The organism is Burkholderia sp. Bp9004 (assembly GCF_003858025.1).
Classification (GTDB): Bacteria; Pseudomonadota; Gammaproteobacteria; order Burkholderiales; family Burkholderiaceae; genus Burkholderia; species Burkholderia diffusa.
The window spans coordinates 60516-86425 of sequence record NZ_QTQD01000002.1 but is presented as its reverse complement, the minus strand read 5'-3'; the positions used below and the strand labels follow the sequence as shown (position 1 = coordinate 86425).

The following is a 25910-nucleotide window of genomic DNA, read 5'->3' as shown; positions in this document are numbered from 1 at the left end:
CGGTGCCCACGCGCTGCCCCGGCCTGCCGGCCCGGCCCGCCCGACGGCGCGCCGGGCTTTTTTTCACCCGCGCGCGGCCGTTTCGAATTCGGGAGCGATCGGCCGTTTGGTGTATCCTCAACGCGTTCCAATCGCCGCACCCGTCATGAAATCTTCCCGTTCCCGCAAGTCCGGGCGCGACCAGTCCGCCGCGCCCGATTTCCCCCGTCTCTCGCTGTTCGATGCGAAGGGCAAGGCCCGGACCGTCAGCGCGCAAGGGCTTCGAATCGACTTCCCCGACGGCCGCAGCCTGATGTTCGACCTGTCGGGCAGTTCGGGCGAGGCGGCCGTTGCGATCGTTGCGCAGCACCACGATCCTGCGATGCGCGCGAAGCTTGCGCTGCAGCCCGAGCACTACGACAGCGTCACGCTGCACGTGGGTGCCGAACCCGCGCCGCGCGACGAGGAAATCGCGGAAATGGCGAACGAGGTGCGCGAGCTGGAGCTCGACCTGTCCGTGCAGTACGGTGACGAAATCACCGGCGACATCCGCAAGACGCTTCCCAAGCGCAAGCTGATCGCCGAATGGATCGAGCCGGCGCTGTTCGCGAGCGCGCAGCTCACCGTGCGCTTCGTCGGCGAGGAAGAGGGCCGCACGCTGAACGCCGGCTACCGCCACAAGGACTACCCGACCAACGTGCTGACCTTCGCGTACGACCCGGCGCCCGACGGCACCGTGATCGGCGACCTCGTGCTGTGCTGCCCGGTCGTCGAGAAGGAAGCACACGACCAGGGCAAGCCGCTCGCCGCCCACTACGCGCACCTGCTGGTGCATGGCGCGCTGCACGCGCAGGGCTACGATCACGAAACGAGCGACGAGGACGCCGCCGAAATGGAAGCGCTCGAAGTCGACATCCTCGCGAAACTGGGCTTTCCGAACCCGTACCAGTAAAGCCGTCCGCACCATGCACCACGCCGCGATGATGTCGCCTGCCTACCCGCCGTCGATCGGCGAGGGGCGGCTGCTGACGGAAGATGAGCTCGCCGCGTCGCTCGCGCACACGATGCGCGACTGGGATGGCCGGCAGGATCTCTGGCTGTTCGGCTATGGCTCGCTGATCTGGAACCCCGGGCTGCCGACCGTCTCCGCCGTGCGCGGCAAGGTGCACGGCTATCATCGTGGGCTCTACCTGTGGTCGCGCGTGAACCGCGGCACGCCCGAACGTCCGGGCCTCGTGCTCGCGCTCGATCGCGGCGGCTCGTGCTCGGGCATCGCATTCCGGCTCGCGGGCCCGACGGCGCAGCCGCATCTCGAGACGTTGTGGAAACGCGAAATGCCGATGGGGTCGTACCGGCCCGCGTGGCTGCCGTGCTCGCTCGAAACCGGCGAACGCGTGCGCGCACTCGCATTCGTGATGCGCCGCGACGTGCCCACTTACACCGGCAAGCTTACCGACCCCGTCGTCAAGGAAGTGTTCAGCTGCGCGGCCGGCCGCTACGGCACGACGCTCGACTACGTGAGCCGCACCGTGGACGCGCTGCGTGCGAGCGGCATCCCCGATCGCGCGCTGGAAGGGCTGCTCGCGCGATGCCGGTGACGCTCGACAGGGCCGGCCGCACCGCCCGTGCACGCGAAGGCGGCACGACGCCCATGAAACCGGCACGCAAATCGCGCATGACGCTGGCCGCGCTGCTCGTCGCTGCGAGCGTCGCGCTGTCCGGCTGCGGCATCCTCGGCTGCGGCGGCGCCGCGACCAACGGCGCGGCTGCCGGCGGCTGCTCTGCCGGCATGCGCTTCTGAGGGCCCGAACGTCGGCTCGGCTTGTCGCGCTCGCGACGAAATGCCGCCGACACCGACAGGTCGGCCGCCCGCTTTTTTGCCATCGCTGCCCCGCCGCCCCTTTCTGAGATAGGATGGAGACGAAGGACGGCGCCGCGCCCGGCGCGGCTGTTCCCGAGCGGGGCTCGCGCGCGCCGCATGCCCTTGGCCGGACGGCCGGGGCGACACGGCCGCGCCATGTCCTTGGTGTATCCTTGCCTACTCCGTGACCGCGCGCTCCGGCATGACCCGGGCGCACCACCATGAACGATTCGTATCCCAGTCGTAAGCTCACCGACAAACCGCAAGAAAAGCGCTCGCTGCTCGAGCGCCTGACCGACTTCATCTCGCCCGAGCCGGAATCCCGGACCGAGTTGCTGGAAATTCTCCAGGACGCCCACGAACGCAACCTGATCGACGCCGATTCGCTGTCGATGATCGAAGGCGTGTTCCAGGTGTCCGACCTGTGCGCCCGCGACATCATGGTGCCGCGCGCGCAGATGGACGCGATCAATATCGCCGACAAGCCCGAAGACTTCATCCCGTTCGTCCTCGAGAAGGCGCACTCGCGCTACCCCGTGTTCGAGGAGAACCGCGACAACGTGATCGGCGTGCTGCTCGCGAAGGACCTGCTGCGCTTCTATGCCGAAGATGAATTCGACGTGCGCGGGATGCTGCGCCCCGCCGTGTTCATTCCCGAATCGAAGCGCCTGAACGTGCTGCTGCACGACTTCCGAGTGAACCGCAACCATCTCGCGATCGTCGTCGACGAATACGGCGGCGTCGCTGGCCTCATCACGATCGAGGACGTGCTCGAACAGATCGTCGGCGACATCGAGGACGAATACGACTTCGACGAGGAAGCCGGCAACATCATCTCTGGGCCGGACGGCCGCTACCGCGTGCGCGCGCTCACCGAGATCCAGCAGTTCAACGAGACGTTCGGCACCGACTTCCCCGACGACGAGGTCGACACGATCGGCGGGCTGATCACCCATCACTTCGGCCGCGTGCCGCACCGCGGCGAGAAGCTGCAACTCGGCAACCTCGTGTTCGAGATCCAGCGCGGCGATGCGCGCCAGGTCCACGTGCTGCTGGTGCGCCGCAACCCGCTCGCGAGCCGCCGCGCCGAAACCTCGCACGAGGACTGACCGTCTCGCGCCGGCCGCGTCTCCTTCAACCGCTCGCCCTCTTTCGCTTCACATGGACGATCCGATCCCGTCCCGCCCGGCTGGCGGCCTTTTCGCGCCGGCCCCCGGCCGCACGCTGCCGCGCTGGCACTATCCGGCCGCACTGCTCGCCGGCGCGGCCAATACGCTCAGCTTCGCACCGACCCCGCACGGCGGCTGGCTGCAGCTCGCCGTATTCGTCTGGTTTTTCGCGCAGCTGACGCGCACGTCGAGCTGGCGCGGCGCCGCGCTCACCGGCGGCGCGTTCGGCTTCGGCAACTTCATCAGCGGCATCTGGTGGCTGTACATCAGCATGCACGTGTACGGCGAGATGGCCGCGCCGCTCGCGGGCGGCGCGCTGGTGCTGTTCTCGCTCTACCTGTCGCTGTACCCGGCGTTCTCGGCGGGGCTCTGGTCGTTCTGCGCCGGCCATGCGTGGCATCGCCGCGCACCCGATCCGCGGCCGTTCTCGCCGAGCTGGCACGGCGCGTTCGCCTTCGCGAGCGCATGGGCGCTCGGCGAATGGCTACGCGGCACCGTGTTTACCGGCTTTCCGTGGCTCGCGAGCGGCTATCCGCAGGTCGACGGCCCGTTCGCGGGCTTCGCGCCGGTCGTCGGCGTGTACGGGGTCGCCTGGGTGCTCGCGCTGTTCGCCGCGCTGGTCGTGCAGGCGCTCGTCGCCGGCCGCCGGTCGCCCGAATTCGAATCGGAATCCGGCGGTGCCGGCAACGCGCGCGTGCGCGTCGTCGCGCCGGTCGGCATCGCCGTCGCGCTCGTCGCGGCCGGCCTCGGGCTGTCGCAGGCGACGTGGACCGTGCCCGCCAACGCGCCGCTCACGGTGCGGCTGCTGCAGGGCAACGTGAAACAGGACATCAAGTTCGAGCAGGAAGGCATCGACGCGGCGATCAAGATGTACACGCAGATGATCGTCGAGAAGCCCGCCGACCTGATCGTCACGCCGGAGACCGCGATCGCGGTGATGATCCAGGAGCTGCCCGAGCCGTTCGCCGTCGCGATCCGCAAGTTCAGCGACACGACGGGCTCGGCCGTGCTGTTCGGCGCGGTCGGCGCGTCGGTGACGCCGGACGGTCATTACGTCGACTACACGAACAGCCTGTACGGCGTGACGCCGCATTCGCGCGACATCTATCACTACGACAAGCACCATCTCGTGCCCTTCGGCGAATTCATCCCGTGGGGCTTCCGGTGGTTCGTCGACCTGATGAAGATGCCGCTCGGCGACTTCGCGCGCGGCGCGCCGGTGCAGAAGCCGTTCCTCGTGCACAACCAGCCGGTGATGGCCGACATCTGCTACGAGGACTTGTTCGGCGAGGAAATCGCCGCGACGATCCGCGACAACCCGCAGCCGCCCGGTGTGCTCGTCAACGTGACGAACCTCGCGTGGTTCGGCGACACGATCGCGCTCGACCAGCATCTGCAGATTGCTCGGATGCGCGCGCTCGAAACGGGCCGGCCGATGCTGCGCTCGACCAACACGGGGATGACGGCCGCGATCGACGCGCACGGCCGCGTGCTCGGCCAGCTCAAGCCGTTCACGATCGGCTCGCTCGACGTGCGCATCGAAGGCACGAGCGGCTTCACGCCTTACGTGACGAGCGGCAACAACATCGTGCTCGCTGTGTCGCTGGTGCTGCTCGCGTTCGGCTTCACGTTCGGGCCGGGCCTGCGCCGCCGCAACGGCGCGAAGGCCGGCGACGACCGGAACGCCTGACGCATCGGGCGGCCGTCGCACGCGGTGCGGCGGCCGCTCAGCCCCTGCGCTTCGCGTCCGCGGCCAGGGCGCGGAGATCCCGCCCGAGTGTCTCCATCACCGGCGCCCATGCGCCGAACGTCGGCTGCCGGTACAGCGTCGCGGTCGGATACCACGGGCTGTCGGTGCGCTCGAGCAGCCACGGCCAGTGCGGATTCACGTCGAGCAACACCCAGGTGCGCGCGCCGAGCGCGCCCGACAGGTGCGCGACTGACGTGCACACCGTGATCACCAGATCCAGCGCGCCGATGAAGGCGGCCGTATCATCGAAACTCTTCAGTTCGGCGGTAAAGTCCTCGATCGCGAAACCGGCTGCGCGCGCCGCGGCGACATCCGCTTCCGCACCCGGCTGCAGCGAGTGGAACGCAACGCCGTCGATGCCGCGAAACGCATCGGCATAGCGCTCGAGCCCGACGCGCCGGAACGGATTGCGCTGGTGCCCCGCGCTGCCCGTCCACACGAGCCCGACTTTCAGCCGGCCGTCGCCCGCGAGCCGCGCCCGCCATGCGTCGCGCGCGTGCGGATCGGCATGCAGGTACGGCACCGATGCGCCGAGCGTCGACGTCTCCATCCCGAGCATCAGCGGCAGGCCGATGAGCGGCACTTCATAGTCGAAGGCAGGCAGCGCGTCGACGCCGCCGCCCGCGCTGAACGCGTCCGCATGTGCGCCGAGACTGCGCCGCATCAGCGTGCCCACCTGCGGAAACGTGTTCCACGCGAGCCGGCCGCCCTCGCGGTGCACGCGCTCGGCGAGCGGCGCGACGAAGCGCGCGAACTGCAGCACGTCGCCGAGCCCCTGCTCGCCCCAGACGAGCAGCGTCTTGCCCGCGAGCGGCTCGCCCTGCCAGCGCGGGCCGGGCAGCACCGGCCGCTGGCCGCGCAGCTCGCCGGCGCCGTCCCAGCGTGCTTCGTGGCCGCGCCAGCCCGCCGCGTAATTACCGCGCACGAGCTGGATGATCGCGAGGTTGAAACGGAACGACGCGTCGTCGGGCGCCAGCTCGCACGCGCGCGCCGCGTAGCGCTCGGCGTCGTCCCAGCGCTGCGCCTCCTTCATCGCCATCGCGATGTTGTTCGACGCGAGCGCATTGTCGGGCGCGATCTCCGCAAGCCGTGCCGCACAGGCGAGCGCGCCATCGAGGTCGAGCGTCGCAAGCCGCGCGACGATCAGGTTGATCCACGCCTGCACGTCGTGCGGGTCGGCTTCCACGGCCGCGTCGAGCAGCGCGATTTCCTCGCGGCGGTCGCCGCCCGACAGCCGCAGCGCGATCGCCAGGTTGTTGCGCAGCGACGGCCAGCGTGGATCGAGCACATAGGCGGCGCGGTAAGGCGCGACGGCATCCGCGTGACGACCGAGCATCTGCAATGCGTAGCCATGATTGAAATGGCCACCGGCGTCCGGATGAATGCGCGCCGCGCACTCGGCCAGCGCGAGCGCGTCGGCCGTGCGCTGCCGCGCCACGAGCGTCACTGTGAGCAGCGAGAGCGCTGCCATGTCGACTGCGTGCAGATGGCCGGCGGCGGCGAGCCAGCGTGCGTATGCGTCGTGCTCGCCGCGCGCTTGCGCGTCGGCGGCCTGCCCGAGCAGCGCGAGCAGCGGCGGCATCAGTGGAATGAGGAGATCGTTCGAATCGTCCATGCGGTCCGGAGTGGAAAATCGGTCGCGCGACAGGCGTCGCACGCACCGCGATACGCGCATCTTAACGCCCGCGCAAAGCGGCGCGGCACGCGGTGCAACAAGCGCATCGCGACGCCGCACGCGCGCGCGCACCGCGCATACGGGCGAGCCGCGCACAGGCTGCGCACGGCTCGCCGGAACACCGCCGGCGGCACCTTCGTCCGCGTTCCAGCCGCATCCGCCCGCCGATCCGGTAAAATTGCACGTTTCAGCACACTAACAAGCCGCGCCGCCGCGCGAGCCGACCCTCCGGGCCCCGCCCGGAGCGCCGCCCGCAACGGAGCGCCAGCGCCACGAAGGCTCTTCATGCTTACGTTTCAGCAAATCATCCTGACGCTGCAGTCCTACTGGGACAAGCAGGGTTGCGCCCTGCTCCAGCCCATCGACATGGAAGTCGGCGCGGGCACGTCGCACGTTCACACGTTCCTGCGCGCGGTCGGCCCCGAGCCGTGGCGCGCCGCTTACGTGCAGCCGTCGCGCCGCCCGAAGGACGGCCGCTATGGCGAGAACCCGAACCGCCTGCAGCATTACTACCAGTACCAGGTCGTGCTCAAGCCGGCGCCGGAAAACATCCTCGACCTGTACCTCGGCTCGCTGGAAGCGCTCGGCTTCGACCTGCAGCAGAACGACGTGCGCTTCGTCGAGGACGACTGGGAAAACCCGACGCTCGGCGCGTGGGGCCTCGGCTGGGAAGTGTGGCTGAACGGGATGGAAGTCACGCAGTTCACGTATTTCCAGCAGGTCGGCGGCCTCGACTGCAAGCCGGTGCTCGGCGAAATCACGTACGGCCTCGAGCGCCTCGCGATGTACCTGCAAAAGGTCGAGAACGTGTACGACCTCGTGTGGACCGAGTGGGAAGAGCACGGCCCGAACGGCCCCGAGCTGCGCCGCCTGTCGTACGGCGACGTCTACCACCAGAACGAGGTCGAGCAGTCGACCTACAACTTCGAGCACGCGAACGTCGACCTGCTGTTCACGTTCTTCAACAGCTACGAAGCGGAAGCGAAGAAGATGATCGACGCGCAGCTCGCGCTGCCCGCGTACGAACTCGTGCTGAAGGCCGGCCACACGTTCAACCTGCTCGATGCGCGCGGCGCGATCTCAGTCACCGAGCGCGCGGCGTACATCGGCCGCATCCGCGCGCTGTCGCGTCTCGTCGCGCAGGCTTACTACGACTCGCGCGAGAAGCTCGGCTTCCCGATGCTCGGCAACCCGCCGGGCGTGCCGGGCCTCACCACCGACGCCCAGGACGCCGCCCAGCCGGCATGGGCGCCGCCGCTCAAGGTCGAACGCAAGATCGATCAGGACTGACGAGACGAGATTTATTCCAGACATGACGCACAATCATCCCGCCCCCCTGCTCGTCGAATTGCTGACCGAAGAGCTGCCGCCGAAGGCCCTCGCGCGCCTCGGTGACGCATTCGCCGAAGGTCTCGCGCAACGCCTCGCGGCGCGCGACCTCGTCGAAGGCGAACTCGTATTCGAACGCTACGCCACGCCGCGCCGCCTCGCGGTCGTCGTGCAGAACGTGCGCGCCGTCGCGCCTGAAAAGCAGGTCCGCGAAAAGGTCCTGCCCGTGGCGGTCGCGCTGGACGCCGAAGGCAAGCCGACCGCCCCGCTCGCGAAGAAGCTCGCGGCGCTCGGCCATCCGAACCTGTCGATCGCCGATCTCGAGCGCGCGCAGGACGGCAAGGCCGAAGCATTCTTCGTCAACTACTCGGCCGCCGGCGCGACGCTCGCCGACGGGCTGCAGGCCGCGCTCGACGAAACGCTCGAGAAGCTGCCGATCCCGAAGGTCATGACCTATCAGCGCCCGGACGGCTCCGACGTGAAGTTCGTACGCCCGGTGCACCGCCTGACCGTGCTGCACGACGATCGCATCGTGCCCGTCACCGCGTTCGGCGTCGACGCCGGCGACACCACGCTCGGCCACCGCTTCCTGTCCGACGGCCTCGTCGCGATCCAGCATGCGCGCGCCTACGCCGACACGCTGCGCGACAAGGGCCGCGTGATCGCGCACTTCGCCGATCGCCGCGAAACGATCCGCACGCAGCTGAACGAGCACGCGAACGGCGACACCGTCGTGATGCCCGAATCGCTGCTCGACGAAGTGACGTCGCTGGTCGAATGGCCGGTCGTCTACCCATGCCGCTTCGAGGACGAATTCCTGCAGGTTCCGCAGGAATGCCTGATCCTCACGATGCAGACGAACCAGAAGTATTTCGCGCTGACCGACATCGCCGGCAAGCTGCGCTCGCGCTTCCTGATCGTGTCGAACATCGAGACGAACACGCCGGGCGAGATCGTCGAAGGCAACGAGCGCGTCGTGCGCCCGCGCCTCGCCGACGCGAAATTCTTCTTCGAGCAGGACAAGAAGAAGCCGCTCGCCGAGCGCGTGCCGCTGCTCGCGAACGTCGTCTATCACAACAAGCTCGGTTCGGCGCTCGCGCGCGTCGAGCGCCTCGAAGTGCTGGCCGGCGAGATCGCGCCCGCGATCGGTGCCGACGCCACGCACGCGAAGCGCGCCGCGCGCCTCGCGAAGGCCGACCTGCTGACCGACATGGTCGGCGAGTTCCCGGAACTGCAGGGCACGATGGGCACGTACTACGCGCGCCACGACGGCGAAGCCGACGACGTCGCGCTCGCCTGCGCCGAGCACTACCAGCCGCGCTTCTCCGGCGACGCGCTGCCGACCACGCCGGTGTCCACCGCCGTCGCGCTGGCCGACAAGCTCGAGACGATCGTCGGCATCTGGGGCATCGGCCTCGCGCCGACCGGCGAGAAGGATCCGTTCGCGCTGCGCCGTCACGCGCTCGGCGTGCTGCGCCTGCTGGTCGAGAAGCAACTGCCGCTCGATCTCGTCTCGCTGCTGCGCACGGCGCACGCACGCTTCGAAGGCGTGCCGGGCGTCGCCGAATCGACCGATGCGATCTTCGCGTTCTTCATGGACCGCCTGCGCGGCCTGCTGCGCGAACGCGGCTACTCGGCAGGCGAAGTCGACGCGGTGCTGAGCCTGAACCCGACGCGCGTCGACGATCTCGTCGCGCGCCTCGACGCGGTGCGCGAATTCACGCGCCTCGCGGAAGCCGAAGCGCTCGCGGCCGCGAACAAGCGGATCTCGAACATCCTGAAGAAGTCGGAAGGCGGCGCGAACGGTGCGGTGCAGCCGACGCTGCTCGTCGAGGCCGCCGAAAAGGCGCTGCACGAACAGCTCGCGGCCGTGACGCCGCGCGTGCAGTCGCAGCTCGAGGCGCGTGAATACACGGGCGCGCTGTCGGCGCTCGCGGCACTGCGCGCGCCGGTCGACACGTTCTTCAACGACGTGATGGTCAACGCCGAGGATCCCGCGCTGCGCGCGAACCGTCTCGCGCTGCTGTCCGCGCTGCATCAGCAGATGAACTGCGTCGCCGACATCTCGAAGCTCGCCGCATAAGGGCCGAACGATGCCGACCAGCCCCAACCGCAAGCTCGTCGTCCTCGACCGGGACGGCGTGATCAACGTCGATTCGGACGCGTTCATCAAGACGCCCGACGAGTGGATCGCGCTGCCCGGCAGCCTCGAGGCGATCGCACGACTCAACCACGCAGGCTATCGCGTGGTCGTCGCGACCAACCAGTCCGGCATCGGCCGCGGGCTGTTCGACATGGCCGCGCTCAACGCGATGCACCTGAAGATGCATCGCGCGGCGGCCGCCGTCGGCGCGCGCATCGACGCGGTGTTCTTCTGCCCGCACGTGTCGGAAGACCACTGCGACTGCCGCAAGCCAAAGCCCGGCATGATGCAGATGATCGCGGAGCGCTTCGAGGTCGACCCCGGTCACACGCCGACCGTCGGCGATTCCCTGCGCGACCTGCAGGCCGGCGTCGCGGTCGGCTTCAAGCCGCACCTCGTGCTGACCGGCAAGGGCAAGAAGACGCTCGCCGCGGGGAATCTGCCGGACGGCACGAAGGTCCACGACGACCTGCGCGCATTCGCGCTCGACTTCCTTTCACACGAACACGAGTGATGCGGCTGCCGCGCGCATCCTCCCTACTGTCAGACCCACGCCGATGCGCTTCGTCCGCTCCCTGCTGCTGCTGATCTACTTCATCGTGTACACGGTGCCTTACGCCACCGCGTGCTTCATCGCGTTCCCGTTCATGCGTCCCGACGCACGCTACTGGATGGCGGCCGGCTGGTGCAAATCGACGCTGTGGGTCGTGCGCTGGCTGAACGGCATCCGCTACCGGATCGAAGGGATGGAAAACCTGCCGGACGGCCCGGCCGTGCTGCTGTCGAAGCACCAGTCCGCGTGGGAGACGCTCGCGTTTCCGGCGCTGATGCCGAAGCCGCTCTGCTATGTGTTCAAGCGCGAACTGCTGTACGTGCCGTTCTTCGGCTGGGCGCTCGGGCTGCTGCACATGGTCAACATCAACCGCAAGGAAGGCAAGAACGCGTTCACGTCGGTGATCCGCCAGGGCAAGAAGCGCCTGTCGGAAGGCGCCTGGATGATCATGTTTCCGGAAGGCACGCGCACGCCGGTCGGCAAGCAGGGCAAGTACAAGACGGGCGGCGCGCGCTTCGCGATCGAAACCGGCACGCCGGTCGTGCCGATCGCGCACAATGCAGGTCGCGTGTGGCCGCGCAATTCGTTCACGAAATTCCCGGGCGTCGTCACCGTGTCGATCGGCAAGCCGATTCCCGTCGACGGCAAGACGCCCGACGTATTGAACTCGCAGGTGGAAGCATGGATCGAAGCGGAAATGCGCCGCATCGATCCCGAAGCCTATCGCCAGTCGGGCAGTGCCGGCGCGCGCGATGCCGCGCGCGTCTGAATCACCCGGATTGCAGCCGTTGCGAACGACGAAACGAAGCGAACTGATGAAAAAGCGTCCGCGGCCACGGCCTGCCGTCGTGGCCCTCGATCATCGCCAGATGGACCTGCCGCTCTTCGACGGGCCGGCGGCATCGCCGGCACCGTCGGCGCCCGCCGCACCACCCTCGTCGCCTGAAGCGGCTGCGGCTCCCGCGGTGCCCACGGCGCCGCTCGATCCGGGCCCCGCGCCCGATCGCTCCCGCGTCCGCACGTTCGCACTCGACAGCCGTGTGCTCGAATATCGGCTGAAACGCTCCGCGCGCCGCACGATCGGCTTCACGATCGACGGCAGCGGGCTGTCGATCACCGCGCCGCGCTGGGTCACGCTCGCCGACATCGAAGCCGCCATCGCCGAGAAGCAGCGCTGGATCTTCGCGAAGCTCGCGGAGTGGAAAACCCGCACCGAGCAGCGCGCGCTGCCGCAGATCGACTGGCGCGACGGCGCGCAACTCCCGTATCTCGGCAAGACGATCACGATCGCGCTCGGCGCCGGTGCGGCCGCATTCGATGCCGATGCGCAGCGGCTGTCGCTGCCGCTGCCCGCACAAGCCGACATGCAGCAGATCAAGGATCGCGTGCAGGGCTGGCTGCAGGGCGAAGCGAAGCGAATCTTCGGCGAACGCCTCGTCGTCTATGCGGAAAAGCTCGGCGTCACGTATTCGATGTACGCGCTGTCGTCGGCCGCGACGCGCTGGGGCAGTTGCTCGAGCGACGGCAAGATCCGGCTGAACTGGCGGCTGATCCACTTCCCGATGTCGATCATCGACTACGTCGTCGCGCACGAGCTGTCGCACCTGCGCGAAATGAACCACAGCCCGGCCTTCTGGCACACCGTCGAATCGATCTTCCCGGAATTCCGCGAAGCGCGGCACACGCTCAAGCATCACCCGCCCGAGCTGCTGCCGTCGCTGTAACGCGATCGGCCGCACCGAAAATACGAACGGGCGATGCGGATCCCTCCGCATCGCCCGTTTTCCTTGCCCGCCACGCCCATCGTGCGTCGCGCGCCGCTCATCCCGCGCTCAGTGCGCCTTCTTCTGGATGAACTCGATCTTGTAGCCGTCCGGATCCTCGACGAATGCGATCACGGTCGTGCCGTGCTTCATCGGGCCCGCTTCGCGAGTCACCTTGCCGCCTTGCGCCTTGATCTTGTCGCAGGCCGCGTACGCATCGTCGACTTCCACCGCCAGGTGGCCGAAGCCGTTGCCGAGATCGTAGGACGGCGTATCCCAGTTATGGGTCAGCTCGATCACGGTGCCCGTGCTTTCGGCTTCATAGCCGACGAACGCGAGCGTGAACTTGCCTTCCGGATAATCCTCGCGACGCAGCAGCTTCATGCCGAGCAATTCGGTGTAGAACTTGATCGAGCGGTCGAGATCGCCGACTCGCAGCATCGTATGCAGCAAACGCATGTGTTGTACTCCTGTGGGGACTTTCCAGAAGCGGAAATTCTACCGGAGTCGGGTGAATCCCGCCGCCGGCGGCCCCGTCCGCCCTCGGCCGATACCGGGCTTCCGGACGGCGAGCCCGATGCCCGTGCGGCGGCAGTGATCACCGGATCCGACGGCCCCCGGCAAGTCCACCGATCGGGTAACATCCTCTCACCTCGCACCAAAAGCGGGCATGCCGTCCGCCGCTTGAACGCGACCACCCCCTCATTCAGCCACACAGCCTGCCGTGCGAAACCGCCGAATCGAGCGCGCCGGACGCGACATCCGTCCGCCGCTGCCCATGCCCGTGCCCCCTTCCCGCCGCATCGGCGAGGTCCGCCGATGACCGCGCTCGCCGGCACACACGCGCGCCGCGCGCTCGACACGCGCGCCATCGGTGTAATGCTGCTGCTGTGCGCGATCTGGGGCTTCCAGCAGGTCGCGATCAAGAGCACGAACGCTGCGATCCCGCCGATGTTCCAGGCCGGGCTGCGCTCGGTGATCGCCGCGCTCCTGCTGTGGGGCTGGGCCCGCTCGCGCGGCACGCCGCTGTTCCGCGCGGACGGCACGCTCGGCGCGGGCATCGCGGCCGGTGCGCTGTTCGCCGGCGAGTTCGTCTGCGTTTTCCTGGGGCTGACGCTGACGAGCGCGTCGCACATGGCGATCTTTCTTTACACGGCACCGTGCTTCACGGCGCTCGGCCTGCACCTGTTCGCGCCGGGCGAGCGGCTGCAGCGCGTCCAGTGGGCCGGTGTCGGCCTCGCGTTCGCCGGCATCGCGCTCGCGTTCGCGGACGGCTTCCTCAAGCCGCGCGCGCCCGGCGCATCGGTGCTGGCAGGGCTGGCCGGTGACGCGCTCGGCATCCTCGGCGGCGCGATGTGGGCTGCCACGACGGTCGTCGTGCGCTCGACGTCGCTCGCGCGGACCAGCGCGAGCAAGACGCTGTTCTACCAGCTCACAGTGTCGGCCGTCGTGCTGATCGCGCTCGCCGCGCTGCTCGGCCAGACGTCGTTCGCTCAGGTCACGCCGATCGCGCTCGCAAGCCTCGCGTATCAGTCGGTGATCGTCGCGTTCGTCAGCTATCTGTCGTGGTTCTGGCTGCTGACGCGCTACAGCGCGTCGCGGCTGTCGGTGTTCACGTTCCTGTCGCCATTGTTCGGCGTCGCGTTCGGCGTGCTGCTGCTCGGCGAGTCGGTCGGCTGGCGCTTCATGTCCGCGGCCGCGCTGGTGCTGACCGGGATCGCGCTCGTCAACGCGCCGCCGCGCGGGCGCGCGTAACGCCGCCCGGGCGCGGTCCGGCCTCGACGAGAGCGGCACGGAAAAACAAAAAGGCCGCCCGTCAGGGCAGCCTCATGAATCTCGAGCCGGCGGGCACCACGCGCGTTGCCCGCGTGATCCTGCTACTCCGCGGCCTTGCGCACCTTCGCAAGCGCCTGCGCGACGCCAACATATTCGGCCACGCTCACATCCTCCGCGCGTCGCGCGAGGTCGAAGCCGAGCCCGTCGAAATCGATCGTCTCGCGGTAGTCGCCGAGCGTGTTGCGCAGCATCTTCCGACGCTGCGAGAACGCAGCCGTGACCACTTCGCCGAGCAGCACGGGATCGACGTCCGGCAGTTCGTGCGGCTCGTACGGAATCATCCGGACGATCGCCGAATCAACCTTCGGCGGCGGCTGGAACGACTCCGGCGGCACGTCGAGCATCTTCTCCATCACGTAGCGGTACTGCAGCATCACCGACAGCCGCGAGAACGCCTTCGTGCCCGGCTCCGCGACCATCCGTTCGACGACCTCGTTCTGCAGCATGAAATGCTGGTCGATGACCACACCGGCAAACGTCATCAGGTGAAACAGCAGCGGGCTGGAAATGTTGTACGGCAGGTTGCCGACGATCCGCAGCGACGGCTTGTCGCCGGGTGCCGCGAGCGAGCCGAAGTCGAACGCGAGCGCATCGCCCGCGTGCAGCTCCAGCAGCGCACCGAAGCGCTGCTGCAGACGACCGATCAGGTCGCGGTCGAGCTCGACCGCATGCAGCGGCGACTCGGGCGTCGCGAGACGCGCGATCAGGGGCTCGGTCAGCGCACCGAGGCCGGGGCCGATCTCGACCATTCGCTGGCCGCGCGTGGGACCGATCGTCGCGACGATCGAGTCGATCACGCCGTGATCGACGAGGAAGTTCTGCCCGAAGCGCTTGCGCGCGAAGTGGCCTTGGTGCTGTCTGCTGTTCGACATCGACTGAGAAAAACGAAAAATACGACGAATGAAGTGAGGCGTGGGGCCGTGCGCGTCAGGCCGCGCGGCGATGGCGCGCCATCGTGACGGCCGTATCGAGCGCGGCGACCATGCTGCCCGGATCCGCGCGGCCCGTGCCGGCCAGATCCAGCGCGGTGCCGTGATCGACCGACGTGCGGATGATCGGCAGCCCGAGCGTGACGTTGATGCCCTCGCCGAAGGTCGCATACTTCAGCACGGGCAAGCCCTGATCGTGGAACATCGCGAGCACGCAATCGGCATCCTCGAGATGGCGCGGCTGGAACAGCGTGTCGGCCGGATACGGGCCGCGCGCGTCGATGCCCCGCGCTTGCGCGCGCGCGAGCGCCGGCGAGATCACGTCGATCTCCTCGCGCCCGAGATAGCCGTTCTCGCCCGCGTGCGGGTTCAGCCCCGTCACAAGGATGCGCGGCGCCGCGAGGCCGAAGTCGCGCCGCAGGTCGCGATCGACGATCGCCAGCGTCTCGACGAGCCCGTCGATCGTCAGCGCGGCCGACACGTCCTTCAGCGGCAGGTGCGTGGTCGCGAGCGCGACGCGCAGCGGCCGCTCGCCCGTGCCCGCCAGCATCATCACGACGCGTGGCGTGTGCGTGCGTTCCGCAAGGTATTCGGTATGGCCGGTGAACGGCACGCCGGCATCGTTGATCGTGCTCTTCTGCAGCGGCGCGGTGACGATCGCGTCGAACCGGCCCGCCATCGCGCCGTCGATCGCGGCATCGAGCAGCGCGAGCACGTAGCGGCCGTTGGCCGCATCGAGCTTGCCGGCCTGCGCGGGCACGGCGAGCGGATGATGCTCGACCGACACCGGACCGCCGGCGGCAAGCAGCGCACGGTCGGCATTGACCGCCGCCGCGCGCGCGTCGAGCAGCGCGGCATCGCCGAGCACGGTGAAATGCGCGCCCGGCCAGCGCCGCGCGGCATCCTGCAACGCCTGCACGGTCAGCTCCGGGCCGACACCCGCGGGTTCGCCGGTCGTGATCGCGATCTGCAGCGCGGATGCCGTCATGTGAAGCTCGCTCAGTTCGCCGGTCCGACGCCGCCGATCTTGTACTGCACGTACGACGAATCGCGCAGTTCGCGCAGCCAGTCGGCGTACGCCTGCTCGGCCTTGCGCTGGCCGATCGCCTGGCGCGCGATATCCATCTGCTGCTGCACCGAGCCTTCCGCCTCGCGGCGCTCCATCACCTGGATCAAGTGGTAGCCGTATTCGGTACGAATCGGCTGGCTGATCTGGCCGTCCTGCAGATTGTTCATCGCGCGCTCGAATTCCGGCACGGTCTCGCCCGGGCTGATCCAGCCGAGATCGCCGCCCTGCGACGCCGAACCGTCCTGCGAGTAAGTGCGTGCGAACTTCGCGAAATCGCCGCCCGCCTCGACCTGGCGGCGGATGTCCTGCAGCTGCTGGCGCGCCTGGCCTTCCGACTTGCCTTCGCCGACACGCAACAGGATGTGGCGCACGTGCGTCTGGACGATCTTCGGTGCCGCGGCGGTCGCGCCCTGGCTCTGGCGGCGGTCGACGAGGCGCACGATCTCGAAGCCGTCCGGCACGCGGATCAGCGTCGGGTTGACCTGGCCCGGGCGCAGCTTCGATGCGGCTTCGACGACGTCGGCCGGCAGCGCGCCCGGCGCCTTGAAGCCGAGGTCGCCGCCCTTCTTCGCGTCATTCGCTTCCGAATTGTTCTTCGCGAGCTTCTCGAAATCGGCGCCCGACGTGGCCTGCTGCAGCAGCGCCTCAGCCTTCTTCTGTGCGACTTCGATGTCGGCCTGCGGCGCGTTGGTCGGTGCCTTGATGAAGATGTGCTGGAAGCGCAGGTCCTGCTGCTGCGATGCGTTCGGCCCGCGCTGGCTCGCGATGTAGTTCGCGACCTCGGCGTCCGACACGGTGATCTTGCCGTCGACCTCGCGCTCGCGCAGCTTCGACAGCATCAGCTCGGTGCGGGCATCGCTCGTGAACACGCTCCAGGGCACGCCTTGCGCCACGATCCGCGCGCGGTACTGCTCGAGCGTCATCCCGTTCGCCTGCGCGAGGCGCTGCAACGTGGACTGCACGGTCGCGTCGTCGATGCGGATCCCGTCGTCCTTGGCCTTCTGCACCTGGATGCGTTCGAGCACCATCTGGTTCAGCACCTGCGCGCGCAGCTGGTCGGCCGGCGGCACGGGCGCGTTCTGCTGCTGCAGCCGGCGCGAGATCAGGCCGACGCGCTGGTCGAGTTCGCGGCCCGTGATCACGTCGTTGTTGACGACCGCGACGACTTCGTCGGCGAGCTGCGCACCTTGCGAACCGAGCGCCTGCGCCGCGGCCGGCGCGGCGGCGAGCAGCGCGGCGGACGCGGCGAGGCTGGACACGACTGCCGCGAAACGAAGGGTTTTCTTCATTGCCACTGATACTCCATTGAAATCGTGCTGACCGGTGCAGACAAGCCGGCGTTACTCGTAGTTGCTGAAGCGGGACATCGGCGGCGGCGTGGACGGCAGCGGCGTGTAGCCCGGCACCCCGGCGCGGAATGCGGCCACGAGACCATTGTCGACGCTCGAGAGCCCCTTCAACGTCAGCTGCATCATGACTCGCGTCGACGAATTCTGCTGCCCCGATGTGTTCACGCCGTTTGCGTACCGCTGGACACCGACCCCGAGCGCCCAGCAATCCGCGTCGTATTGTAAGCCGAGCAGACCGTCGACGATCCGGTCGGCGGCCAGGTCGTAGTTGAAGCGGCCGATCGCATACAGGCGTCGCGTGAGCGGCCATTGCGCGGACACCAGGAACTGGTTGATCGGCTGGTTGTCGAGCGTCGTGTTCGCACGCGTATAGCGGTAGCCGACGTTGATCACGCGGCGCTCGCCCGGGCTGAAACCGAAACCGACGCTCGACTTCACGAGCTGGTTGTTGTTCTGGTTGTACTGGAACGCCGTCTCCGACATGAAGCCGGAGCCGAGTTTCAGCGCGGCGCCGACGATCAAGTCCGAGTGGCGCGCCAGCACGGCGCTCTGGCCGGAGTTCAGCGTGACGCGCTGGTCGGCGAAATAGTACTGCTGCGCGACCACGAAGCGCGCGCGTTCGTCACCGGTGCGCGGATCGATGAAGCGCGACGTCAGGCCGGCCGTGATCCGGTTCGCGTCCGCGATCCGGTCGTTCCCGACGAACGTGTTCGGCTGGTAGATCTCCGCGAGGCCGAAGTCCGATTCCGCCGTGTCGAACAGCGGCGCGTTCGACTGGTCGCGATACGGCGTGTACACGTAGTACAGGCGCGGCTCGAGGGTCTGGATGAAGTCCTGGCCGAACAGGCGCACCGAGCGGTCGAAGATCAGGCCCGTGTCGAAGCTCACGGTCGGGATCGACTCGGTGAAGCGCTTCGGGTTGTTCGGCGTGCTCGACGACAGGTAGTTCAGGTCGTACGACGCGAAGTGATACTGGACCTTCGGCACGACGAAGTAGCCGGGGCCGTACACGCCGTACGCGATGTACGGGTTGAAGACGATCCGGTCGCCTTCGGTCGCATCAGCGGTCGTGATGCGGAACCGCGAATAGTCGGCTTCCGCGCCGAAGTCGAAGCCGCCGACGTTGTACTTCGTGTACTTCACGTTCAACTGCGGTTCGCGGCTGTACGGCGCGATCGACGGCGGCAGCGTCTGCCAGTGCTGGTAGCGCGCGAGCACCGACCACGGGCCGTTGTTGTACGTGAGCCCGGCTTCCTGCTGGTACAGCGTCTGCGTCCCGTTGACGAACTGGTTCATCGACCCAAGGTCTTCGGGATACGTGTTGTCCGAGACCTTGTTGAAGTAGACGTAGCCGCCGAAACCGCCGCCGAAGTTCTGCTGGTGCTGCCAGTAGATCGCGTAGCGGTCGCGGTGAGCGAGCCGGTCATCCGGCAGGTAATTGGCCGTAAACGTGCCCGAATACGTCGGCGACAGATAGCGGAACGTCGCTTCGGTCTGCACGCCGCGCCGCGAGATGATGCGCGGCGTGAGCGTCAGGTCGCGGTTCGGCGCGATGTTGAAGTAGTACGGCAGCGTCAGCTCGAACCCGTTGTTCGAGTTCATCGAGAACGTCGGCGGCAAGAGGCCGCTGCGCCGCTCGCCCGACAGCGGGAACGTCATCCACGGGCTCGCGAAGATCGGCACGCCCTGGAAGAACAGCACGCCGTTGCGCGCGGTGCCTTCGTCGGCACCCGTGTCGAAGTCGAAACGGCTGCCCTTGATGTACCACGCGGGGTTCGTCGAGCACTGGCACGCGGTGTAGGTGCCGTTGACGAACACCGAGCGCTCGCTGTCGAGCAGGTCGACGCGCTCCGCGCTGCCGGACCCGCCCGTCACGTTGAAGTGGTACTTCGGCGCCGTCATGAAGCCCTGGTTCGCCTCGACCTTCAGATGCGCCTCGGGGCCCGCGAACGACGTGCCGCCGTTGATCACCTTGACCTGGCCGTACGCATCGGCCATGTCGGTATCCTGATCGTAGTGGATCGCGTCGGCCTTCACGACCGCGTCGCCGCGGCGCAGCTCGGCCGAACCCTTCGCGGCGAGGTCCTGATCGGCCGTGCCGCTCGTATGGTCGGCAATCACGAAGGTGGCCGGCTTCGCGCCGTCCTTCAGCGGATGATCCTCGAGTTGCGGGGCGAGACGCAGGTCCCACGGCGAGTCGAGCGGCTGCGGCTGCGCGGCCGCACCCGACAGCTGCGCGTACGACACGGCCGGCACGAGGCCGGGCACGGCCAGGAGCGCGAGCGCGAGCCGCCTTTTGCGCGGCGCCCCGTCACCGGGGAAGACATTCGGGAATAGCGGTTTGGGCGGCATCTATCGTTTGGCGAATCGCCCCTTGTCAACCGCACCTGCACGGCACATTCGCGCACGGCGGGCCGCGCCGTCGCACCGCGACTGCGGCTGAGCGCAAACCGGGGAGGCGAGCGGGCGGACGGACGGCGCGACAGGCGGCGGGCCTGCACGGCGGAAGCTGACGCGGGGCGCGTCAAAAAAGTCGTGGGGTATTATATGGCAAGACGTTCCCCCCTCCGCCGAGTTTCATGACACCCCCATCCGCCGCATCCCAGCCCGACGCCCGTCTCGACGCACTGACCGCGTGGCTGCGCCCGCTCGCCGAGCGCTTCGCCCTCGACCTGTCGACCCTCGCACCCGCGTCGTCGGACGCCAGTTTCCGCCGCTATTTCCGCGTCGCGTCGGCCACGAGCCCCGGCGGCTCGCTGGTCGCGGTCGACGCGCCGCCGCCCGAGAAGTGTCGCGAATTCGTTCAGGTCGCGCGGTTGCTCGCCGCGGCCGGCGACCACGTGCCGGACGTGCTGGTCCACGATTTCGACGCGGGCTTCATGCTCGTGACCGACCTCGGCCGCACGTCGTACATCTCGGTGCTCGATCCGGCCGACCCGGTCGCGGCGCGCCCGCTGATGCGCGACGCGCTCGACGCACTGATCCGCTTCCAGTTGAGCTCGAAGCCCGACGTGCTGCCGCCGTTCGACGAGGCATTCCTGCGCCGCGAGATGGAGCTGCTGCCCGAATGGTTCGTCGGCCGGCACCTCGGCAAGCCCGTCACCGACGCGATGCGCGGCACGCTCGACCGCACCTTCGCGCTGCTGGTCGCGAGCGCCCATGCGCAGCCGCAGGGCTTCATGCTGCGCGATTTCATGCCGCGCAACCTGATGGTCTGCGAGCCGAACCCCGGCGTGCTCGACTTCCAGGACGCCGTGTACGGTCCGCTGACGTACGACGTCGTGTCGCTGCTGCGCGACGCGTTCATCAGCTGGGACGAGGAGTTCGAGCTCGACTGCTTCGCGTATTACTGGGAAAAGGCGAAGAAGGCCGGCCTGCCGGTCGATCCGGACTTCGGCGAGTTCTACCGCCAGCTCGAGTGGATGGGGCTGCAGCGCCACATCAAGATCCTCGGCCTGTTCGCACGGATCAACTACCGCGACGGCAAGCCGCATTACCTGAACGACCTGCCGCGCTTCCTCGCGTATGCGCGCAAGGTCGCGCTGCGCTACCGCCCGCTCGTGCCGTTCGCGAAGCTGCTCGACGAGCTCGAGGGCAAGGGCGCGGCCGACGTCGGCTATACGTTCTGACCGCCCTCACATTCAGCCGAACATGAGCACTACCCTGACCACGGCGATGATCTTCGCCGCCGGACGCGGCGAACGGATGCGCCCGCTGACCGACACCCGCCCGAAGCCGCTGCTCGAAGTCGGCGGCAAGCCGCTGATCGTCTGGCAGATCGAGGCGCTCGCGCGCGCGGGCATCGAGACGATCGTGATCAACCACGCGTGGCTCGGCGAACAGCTCGAGGCAACGCTCGGCGACGGCTCGCGCTGGGGCGTGCGGCTCGCGTATTCGGCCGAAGGCGACGCGCTGGAAACCGCCGGCGGCATCGCGCAGGCGCTGCCGCTGCTCGAGCGCGACGGCCAGCCGACGGTGTTCGCGGCGGTCGCGGGTGACGTGTACTGCGCATTCGACTACCGGACGCTCGCCGCCCACGCCGCGCGGATGGCCGCGCTCGACGCGCCCGCGATGCATCTCGTGATGGTGCCGAACCCGCCGTTCCATCCGGACGGCGATTTCGTGCTCCGCGACGACGGCCGGCTGGCACTCGCCGGCGCGCCGCGTGTCACGTTCGGCAGCATCGGCGTGTACGACACGCGGATGTTCCGCGACATCGTGCCCGGCACGCACCGGCCGCTGACGCCGTACTTCAAGGCGACCATCGAGGCCGGCCGCGCGAGCGGCGAATTGTATGAAGGTATCTGGGAGAACGTCGGCACGCCCGCGCAGCTCGGCGAACTGGATGCGCGGCTGCGTGCCGCCGCGGGCTGAGCTGATTCGCGGCTGACCGTCGGGCCACCCGGCGTGGCGGCCAAGGGCCCGAAAGGCCGATGACGGCCCGGCCGATCGCCGGCAGGCCGCGCCTGGATCAAATGCCGCGAACGCTGCACCGCAGCGCCGGGCCGTGACGGCGCAACGCCGCCCGATGCCGAACGGCCGGCGAACGGACCGTTCCCGCACCGCCCGGCGCAACATCCACGCTCACGCGGCCTCGGCCGCTTCCCCGCCCGCCGCCGCGCGCTGCTGCTGCAGCGCCCACATCTGCGCATACAGCCCGTCCGCGCGCACGAGTTCGTCGTGCGTGCCGCGCTCGACGATCCGCCCGTGGTCCATCACGAGAATCTGCTGCGCATGCACGACCGTCGACAGCCGGTGCGCGATCACGAGCGTCGTGCGGTGCCGCGCGATCTGGTCGAGTTCGTGCTGGATCGCACGCTCCGAGCGCGAATCGAGCGCCGACGTCGCCTCGTCGAACAGCAGCACCGGCGGATTCTTCAGCAGCGTGCGCGCGATCGCGACGCGCTGCTTCTCGCCGCCCGACAGCTTGAGCCCGCGCTCGCCGACCGGCGTGTCATAGCCCTTCGGCAAGCTCTCGATGAAGTCGTGGATGTGCGCGGCGCGCGCGGCCGCGATCACTTCGTCTCGGGTCGCGGTCGGCCGGCCATAGGCGATGTTGTAGTAGATCGAGTCGTTGAACAGCACGGTGTCCTGCGGCACGATCCCGATCGATGCACGCAGCGAGTCCTGCGTGACGTCGCGAATGTCCTGGCCGTCGATCCGGATCGCACCGCCCGTCTGCCGGTCGAGATCGTAGAAGCGGAACAGCAGCCGCGACAGCGTCGACTTCCCGGAGCCGCTGTGGCCGACCACCGCGGTCGTCGTGCCCGCGTCGATCGTAAACGTCACGTCGTGCAGGATCTGCCGCGCCGGCTCGTACGCGAAATTTACGTGCTCGAAACGCACCTGCGCGCCGGCCACCGCGAGCGGCCGCGCATCGGGCAGGTCGGCCACTTCCTTCGCCGCCGACAGCAGCCCGAACATGCGGTCCATGTCGGTGAGGCTCTGCTTCAGTTCGCGATAGACGACGCCGAGAAAGTTCAGCGGAATGTACAGCTGCAGCATGAACGTGTTGATCAGTACGAGATCGCCGAGCGTCAGCTTGCCCGCGAGCACGCCCTGCGTCGCGCGCCACAGGATGAACACGAGCCCCGTGCCGATGATCGCCTGCTGGCCGAAGTTCAGCACCGACAGCGAATTCTGCGAACGAATCGCGGCCTTCCGGTAGCGCTTCAGGTTCTCGTCGTAGCGCTGCGCTTCCCACTCCTCGTTGCCGAAGTACTTCACCGTCTCGTAGTTGATCAGCGAATCGATCGCCCGCGAGTTGGCGCGCGAATCGAGTTCGTTCATCGTGCGGCGGAAATGCGTGCGCCAGTTGGTGACCTTCACCGTGAACACGATGTAGGTGACCAGCGCCGCGAACGTCACGTAGGCGTAATAGGCCTCGTACTTGACCACGAAGAAGCCGAGCACGAGCCCGACCTCGACGAGCGTCGGCAGGATGCTGTACAGCGAATACGAAATCAGCTGCTGGATGCCGCGCGTGCCGCGCTCGATGTCGCGCGACATGCCGCCCGTCTGGCGCTCCAGGTGAAACCGCAGCGACAGCCCGTGCAGATGCCGGAACACCTGCAGCGCGAGCTGGCGCACCGCGCTCTCGGTGACCTTCGAGAACAGGATCTCACGCAGCTCGGTGAACAGCGACGTCGACAGCCGCACGAGCGCATACGCGACGACCAGCAGCCCCACGCCGCCCGCGAGCACGATGCCGGCCGACTGTTCGGCGCGGCCGAGCGCGGTGATCTGCTGGACGTAGGACAGGTGGTCGACGATGCGCTTCATCACGACCGGCACGCCGAGGTTGGCGACCTTTGCACCGATCAGGCAGCCGAGCGCGAGCGCGACGCGCCATTTGTAGGTGGTCAGGTACGGCAGCAACGACCGGATGGTCTGCCAGTCGTTGCGGGGCCCGGTCGAAGCCGGCGCGGGCTCGCCGGAAGCAGGAAATCGGCGCATGGGGGAAGGATCGGCGGCGGCGCCGGGCGCGTGCATCGGCGGCCGGCTTGGTCACTTTCTCGTACAATTTGCGAACGTTGTATTGTCGCAGAAGCCGCTTCGCGCCGCTGCCGGCGCCCTCGCCGGCCGGCCTGCGCGCGGCGGCATGTTTATTACAGGATGAAAGCCCCCGCCATGACCGATTCGACCCTCGAACTCCCGCAAAAGCAACCCGCGCTGCGCGTCGTCCCGCAACCGCACGACGCGAACGTCCACGGCGACGTGTTCGGCGGCTGGATCATGTCGCAGGTCGACATCGCCGGCTCGATCCCCGCGAGCCAGCGCGCCAACGGTCGCGTCGCGACGGTCGCGGTCAACTCGTTCGTGTTCAAGCAGCCGGTGTTCGTCGGCGATCTGCTCAGCTTCTACGCGACCATCATGCGCACCGGCAACACGTCGATCACGGTCGACGTCGAGGTGTACGCGCAGCGCATGCGCCTGATGGGTGAAATCGTGAAGGTCACCGAAGCAACCCTCACCTACGTCGCGACCGGCACTGACCGCAAGCCGCGCCAACTGCCGCCGCTCTGACGGGCGGAGCGCCGTGCGACGGCGCCCTCCACCGGCCCGCGGCCGCCTCAGTGCGTGGCCGTCAGCCCGAACTCCCGCATCGCGGGCAGGAAATCGTGGTTCAGCTTCGGCTTGCGCGACAGCTTCATCAGCACGTAGCGCTGGAACGGCGCGAGCCGCTGCCACTGCGCGAGCGCGGGCGCCGGCAGCCCGGCAAGCGCGCTCTGCTGCACAAGCGCGTCCGGCACCGAATCGGTCGCGCGCCAGCTCGGCTGCTCGTCCGGCTGGAACCACGACGGTTCGAGGTCGGCGTGCGTGCGCAGCATTTCGAACAGCGCGTGATCGAAATTGGGCTCGATCGCGGTGTCGTCGTCGGCCGGAAAGCGCGCGAGCAGTTTGCGGTCCTCGAGCGGCAGCAGTTGCCACTGCTCCAGCGAAATCCGCAGACCGAAACGGTCGAGATTGAAACGCACGATCATCGGGATGTACGTCAGGTTTTCCGACGAATCGTGTTCGAAATTGAATAGCAGCGGAGCGTCGCTGAGTCCCATGGTCGTTACCTGAGTGGCGGATGCCGGCGCGGCCGGCCTGCCTGAGGTATTTTAGAACCTCTGCGCGCGAGCGGCGGACACGATCGTCGCCGCCCTGCCTCGAATCAACGGGAGTGCTCGTGAATCCGACTGAAACAGAAGAACCGCGCGGCGCAATCGAGCTGTCCGTGCGCCGCACGCGCGGCGGCGCCGTCGAAACCGCGCACGACTACGTCGGCCAGGAATGGCCGGTCGCGCTGGTCTTCAACGGCATCTCGCACGCGGTGATGATGTGCACGCCGCGCGACCTCGAGGCGTTCGCGGTCGGCTTCGCGATCTCGGAAGGGATCGTCGAACGCGGCAGCGACATCAAGGACATCGAGGTGATCCTCCACGCCGACGCGTCGCTGCCGCACGCGGAGGTGCATCTGGAGGTCGTCCAGCAGGCGTTCGCCGCGCTGAAGGACCGCCGCCGCGCGCTCGCGGGGCGCACCGGCTGCGGCGTGTGCGGGATCGAGAGCATCGACCTGCTCGACCTCGCGCCCGAACGGGTGCCCGATACCGGCTTTCTCGCGCGCCTCGCGCCCGACGCGCTCGCGCGCGCGGCCCACGCGCTGCCGGCGCACCAGGCGCTCACGAGACTCACCGGTGGCCTGCATGCGGCCGCGTGGTGCGACGCAACAGGCGCGATCCGGATGGCGTTCGAGGATGTCGGACGCCACAACGCGCTCGACAAGCTGATCGGCTCGCTCGTGCTGTCGCGCGCCGACGCGACCGACGGCTTCGTGTTCCTGTCGAGCCGCGCGAGCTACGAGCTCGTGCGCAAGTCGGCGCGGGTCGGGATCCCGATGGTCGCGACGATCTCAGCGCCGTCGTCGCTCGCGATCGAGATCGCGAAGGCGGCCGGCCTCCGGCTGCTCTGCTTCTGCCGCGAAACCGGCCACGTCGATTACGGCACGGCCTGATGCCG

At 68.3% G+C, this 25910-nt stretch carries 23 protein-coding genes; 15 read left to right on the top strand and 8 right to left on the bottom strand.

Annotation, left to right across the window (positions count from 1 at the left end):
* The first annotated feature begins 145 nt into the window (after nucleotides 1-145).
* The 5 genes from ybeY (at nucleotide 146) to lnt (ending at nucleotide 4699) form a co-directional block, all read left to right on the top strand.
* The gene (ybeY, locus tag DIE08_RS02585) at nucleotides 146-931 is read left to right on the top strand and encodes an rRNA maturation RNase YbeY (protein ID WP_059607616.1); all 786 of its coding nucleotides are present in this window, start codon (nucleotides 146-148) and stop codon (nucleotides 929-931) included.
* A 13-nt stretch (nucleotides 932-944) separates the two neighbouring features.
* On the top strand, nucleotides 945-1577 hold the full coding sequence (locus tag DIE08_RS02580) for a gamma-glutamylcyclotransferase (RefSeq protein ID WP_124900933.1): 633 nt from the start codon (nucleotides 945-947) through the stop codon (nucleotides 1575-1577).
* Nucleotides 1578-1630: 53 nt separating this feature from the next.
* Nucleotides 1631-1780, top strand: coding sequence for a hypothetical protein (locus DIE08_RS35460; protein WP_170296422.1), 150 nt, complete (start codon nucleotides 1631-1633; stop codon nucleotides 1778-1780).
* A gap of 281 nt (nucleotides 1781-2061) precedes the next feature.
* Complete coding sequence (locus tag DIE08_RS02575; RefSeq protein WP_059607622.1) at nucleotides 2062-2949, top strand: HlyC/CorC family transporter; 888 nt, start codon at nucleotides 2062-2064, stop codon at nucleotides 2947-2949.
* Between the two features lie 52 nt (nucleotides 2950-3001).
* Nucleotides 3002-4699, top strand: coding sequence for an apolipoprotein N-acyltransferase (lnt, locus tag DIE08_RS02570; RefSeq protein ID WP_124900932.1), 1698 nt, complete (start codon nucleotides 3002-3004; stop codon nucleotides 4697-4699).
* Between the two features lie 37 nt (nucleotides 4700-4736).
* On the opposite strand, the gene DIE08_RS02565 is transcribed toward lnt, so the two are convergent.
* Entirely contained in the window at nucleotides 4737-6374 is a 1638-nt protein-coding gene (locus DIE08_RS02565) for a tetratricopeptide repeat protein (RefSeq protein WP_124900931.1), read from the bottom strand.
* 345 nt (nucleotides 6375-6719) lie between these two features.
* On the opposite strand from DIE08_RS02565, the gene glyQ reads away from it, so the two are divergent.
* The 5 genes from glyQ to DIE08_RS02540 are packed head-to-tail and all read left to right on the top strand — an operon-like array spanning nucleotide 6720 to nucleotide 12183.
* Nucleotides 6720-7724, top strand: a complete 1005-nt coding sequence (gene glyQ, locus DIE08_RS02560) for a glycine--tRNA ligase subunit alpha (protein ID WP_082729061.1) — start codon at nucleotides 6720-6722, stop codon at nucleotides 7722-7724.
* Nucleotides 7725-7746: 22 nt separating this feature from the next.
* The gene (glyS, locus tag DIE08_RS02555) at nucleotides 7747-9846 is read left to right on the top strand and encodes a glycine--tRNA ligase subunit beta (protein ID WP_124900930.1); all 2100 of its coding nucleotides are present in this window, start codon (nucleotides 7747-7749) and stop codon (nucleotides 9844-9846) included.
* 10 nt (nucleotides 9847-9856) lie between these two features.
* Nucleotides 9857-10420: a D-glycero-beta-D-manno-heptose 1,7-bisphosphate 7-phosphatase gene (gene gmhB / locus DIE08_RS02550; RefSeq protein WP_124621321.1), complete on the top strand. Its 564-nt coding sequence runs from the start codon at nucleotides 9857-9859 to the stop codon at nucleotides 10418-10420.
* 43 nt (nucleotides 10421-10463) lie between these two features.
* Nucleotides 10464-11228: a 1-acyl-sn-glycerol-3-phosphate acyltransferase gene (locus DIE08_RS02545; RefSeq protein WP_124621319.1), complete on the top strand. Its 765-nt coding sequence runs from the start codon at nucleotides 10464-10466 to the stop codon at nucleotides 11226-11228.
* A gap of 46 nt (nucleotides 11229-11274) precedes the next feature.
* Nucleotides 11275-12183 (top strand): M48 family metallopeptidase, encoded by a 909-nt coding sequence (locus DIE08_RS02540; RefSeq protein ID WP_059607747.1) that lies wholly within the window; start codon nucleotides 11275-11277, stop codon nucleotides 12181-12183.
* A 108-nt stretch (nucleotides 12184-12291) separates the two neighbouring features.
* Here DIE08_RS02540 and gloA read toward each other — a convergent pair whose 3' ends face one another.
* Nucleotides 12292-12681: a lactoylglutathione lyase gene (gene gloA, locus DIE08_RS02535; RefSeq protein ID WP_011657880.1), complete on the bottom strand. Its 390-nt coding sequence runs from the start codon at nucleotides 12679-12681 to the stop codon at nucleotides 12292-12294.
* Between the two features lie 360 nt (nucleotides 12682-13041).
* On the opposite strand from gloA, the gene DIE08_RS02530 reads away from it, so the two are divergent.
* The gene (locus DIE08_RS02530) at nucleotides 13042-13977 is read left to right on the top strand and encodes a DMT family transporter (protein WP_124900929.1); all 936 of its coding nucleotides are present in this window, start codon (nucleotides 13042-13044) and stop codon (nucleotides 13975-13977) included.
* 122 nt (nucleotides 13978-14099) lie between these two features.
* On the opposite strand, the gene rsmA is transcribed toward DIE08_RS02530, so the two are convergent.
* The 4 genes from rsmA to DIE08_RS02510 are packed head-to-tail and all read right to left on the bottom strand — an operon-like array spanning nucleotide 14100 to nucleotide 19757.
* Nucleotides 14100-14930, bottom strand: coding sequence for a 16S rRNA (adenine(1518)-N(6)/adenine(1519)-N(6))-dimethyltransferase RsmA (gene rsmA, locus DIE08_RS02525; protein ID WP_124900928.1), 831 nt, complete (start codon nucleotides 14928-14930; stop codon nucleotides 14100-14102).
* A 55-nt stretch (nucleotides 14931-14985) separates the two neighbouring features.
* A complete protein-coding gene (gene pdxA, locus DIE08_RS02520; RefSeq protein WP_124900927.1) occupies nucleotides 14986-15975 on the bottom strand; it encodes a 4-hydroxythreonine-4-phosphate dehydrogenase PdxA in 990 nt (329 codons plus the stop codon).
* An 11-nt stretch (nucleotides 15976-15986) separates the two neighbouring features.
* On the bottom strand, nucleotides 15987-17345 hold the full coding sequence (locus DIE08_RS02515) for a peptidylprolyl isomerase (RefSeq protein WP_124621311.1): 1359 nt from the start codon (nucleotides 17343-17345) through the stop codon (nucleotides 15987-15989).
* 51 nt (nucleotides 17346-17396) lie between these two features.
* Entirely contained in the window at nucleotides 17397-19757 is a 2361-nt protein-coding gene (locus tag DIE08_RS02510; RefSeq protein ID WP_124900926.1) for an LPS-assembly protein LptD, read from the bottom strand.
* A gap of 227 nt (nucleotides 19758-19984) precedes the next feature.
* Between DIE08_RS02510 and DIE08_RS02505 the strand changes: the two genes are divergently transcribed.
* On the top strand, nucleotides 19985-21034 hold the full coding sequence (locus tag DIE08_RS02505) for an aminoglycoside phosphotransferase family protein (protein ID WP_124900925.1): 1050 nt from the start codon (nucleotides 19985-19987) through the stop codon (nucleotides 21032-21034).
* 22 nt (nucleotides 21035-21056) lie between these two features.
* Complete coding sequence (gene murU, locus DIE08_RS02500) at nucleotides 21057-21779, top strand: N-acetylmuramate alpha-1-phosphate uridylyltransferase MurU (RefSeq protein WP_124900924.1); 723 nt, start codon at nucleotides 21057-21059, stop codon at nucleotides 21777-21779.
* Nucleotides 21780-21989: 210 nt separating this feature from the next.
* Here murU and DIE08_RS02495 read toward each other — a convergent pair whose 3' ends face one another.
* Nucleotides 21990-23861 (bottom strand): ABC transporter ATP-binding protein/permease, encoded by a 1872-nt coding sequence (locus DIE08_RS02495; protein WP_124621303.1) that lies wholly within the window; start codon nucleotides 23859-23861, stop codon nucleotides 21990-21992.
* Nucleotides 23862-24035: 174 nt separating this feature from the next.
* Here DIE08_RS02495 and DIE08_RS02485 point away from each other — a divergent pair, with 174 nt between their 5' ends.
* Nucleotides 24036-24431, top strand: coding sequence for an acyl-CoA thioesterase (locus DIE08_RS02485; RefSeq protein ID WP_059607646.1), 396 nt, complete (start codon nucleotides 24036-24038; stop codon nucleotides 24429-24431).
* 47 nt (nucleotides 24432-24478) lie between these two features.
* Here DIE08_RS02485 and DIE08_RS02480 read toward each other — a convergent pair whose 3' ends face one another.
* On the bottom strand, nucleotides 24479-24961 hold the full coding sequence (locus DIE08_RS02480) for a nitrate reductase associated protein (protein WP_059528173.1): 483 nt from the start codon (nucleotides 24959-24961) through the stop codon (nucleotides 24479-24481).
* A gap of 113 nt (nucleotides 24962-25074) precedes the next feature.
* Between DIE08_RS02480 and fdhD the strand changes: the two genes are divergently transcribed.
* Nucleotides 25075-25905 carry a formate dehydrogenase accessory sulfurtransferase FdhD gene (fdhD, locus tag DIE08_RS02475; RefSeq protein WP_108064683.1) on the top strand — a complete coding sequence of 277 codons (831 nt, stop codon included), beginning with the start codon at nucleotides 25075-25077 and terminating at the stop codon, nucleotides 25903-25905.
* Nucleotides 25906-25910: the final 5 nt, after the last annotated feature.

Bases quoted from the DNA above. Each gene is read 5' to 3' on its own strand.
- ybeY (WP_059607616.1), top strand. From the start codon at position 146: ATGAAATCTTCCCGTTCCCGCAAGTCCGGGCGCGACCAGTCCGCCGCG.
- DIE08_RS02580 (WP_124900933.1), top strand. From the start codon at position 945: ATGCACCACGCCGCGATGATGTCGCCTGCCTACCCGCCGTCGATCGGC.
- DIE08_RS35460 (WP_170296422.1), top strand. From the start codon at position 1,631: ATGAAACCGGCACGCAAATCGCGCATGACGCTGGCCGCGCTGCTCGTC.
- DIE08_RS02575 (WP_059607622.1), top strand. From the start codon at position 2,062: ATGAACGATTCGTATCCCAGTCGTAAGCTCACCGACAAACCGCAAGAA.
- lnt (WP_124900932.1), top strand. From the start codon at position 3,002: ATGGACGATCCGATCCCGTCCCGCCCGGCTGGCGGCCTTTTCGCGCCG.
- DIE08_RS02565 (WP_124900931.1), bottom strand. From the start codon at position 6,374: ATGGACGATTCGAACGATCTCCTCATTCCACTGATGCCGCCGCTGCTC.
- glyQ (WP_082729061.1), top strand. From the start codon at position 6,720: ATGCTTACGTTTCAGCAAATCATCCTGACGCTGCAGTCCTACTGGGAC.
- glyS (WP_124900930.1), top strand. From the start codon at position 7,747: ATGACGCACAATCATCCCGCCCCCCTGCTCGTCGAATTGCTGACCGAA.
- gmhB (WP_124621321.1), top strand. From the start codon at position 9,857: ATGCCGACCAGCCCCAACCGCAAGCTCGTCGTCCTCGACCGGGACGGC.
- DIE08_RS02545 (WP_124621319.1), top strand. From the start codon at position 10,464: ATGCGCTTCGTCCGCTCCCTGCTGCTGCTGATCTACTTCATCGTGTAC.
- DIE08_RS02540 (WP_059607747.1), top strand. From the start codon at position 11,275: ATGAAAAAGCGTCCGCGGCCACGGCCTGCCGTCGTGGCCCTCGATCAT.
- gloA (WP_011657880.1), bottom strand. From the start codon at position 12,681: ATGCGTTTGCTGCATACGATGCTGCGAGTCGGCGATCTCGACCGCTCG.
- DIE08_RS02530 (WP_124900929.1), top strand. From the start codon at position 13,042: ATGACCGCGCTCGCCGGCACACACGCGCGCCGCGCGCTCGACACGCGC.
- rsmA (WP_124900928.1), bottom strand. From the start codon at position 14,930: ATGTCGAACAGCAGACAGCACCAAGGCCACTTCGCGCGCAAGCGCTTC.
- pdxA (WP_124900927.1), bottom strand. From the start codon at position 15,975: ATGACGGCATCCGCGCTGCAGATCGCGATCACGACCGGCGAACCCGCG.
- DIE08_RS02515 (WP_124621311.1), bottom strand. From the start codon at position 17,345: ATGAAGAAAACCCTTCGTTTCGCGGCAGTCGTGTCCAGCCTCGCCGCG.
- DIE08_RS02510 (WP_124900926.1), bottom strand. From the start codon at position 19,757: ATGCCGCCCAAACCGCTATTCCCGAATGTCTTCCCCGGTGACGGGGCG.
- DIE08_RS02505 (WP_124900925.1), top strand. From the start codon at position 19,985: ATGACACCCCCATCCGCCGCATCCCAGCCCGACGCCCGTCTCGACGCA.
- murU (WP_124900924.1), top strand. From the start codon at position 21,057: ATGAGCACTACCCTGACCACGGCGATGATCTTCGCCGCCGGACGCGGC.
- DIE08_RS02495 (WP_124621303.1), bottom strand. From the start codon at position 23,861: ATGCGCCGATTTCCTGCTTCCGGCGAGCCCGCGCCGGCTTCGACCGGG.
- DIE08_RS02485 (WP_059607646.1), top strand. From the start codon at position 24,036: ATGACCGATTCGACCCTCGAACTCCCGCAAAAGCAACCCGCGCTGCGC.
- DIE08_RS02480 (WP_059528173.1), bottom strand. From the start codon at position 24,961: ATGGGACTCAGCGACGCTCCGCTGCTATTCAATTTCGAACACGATTCG.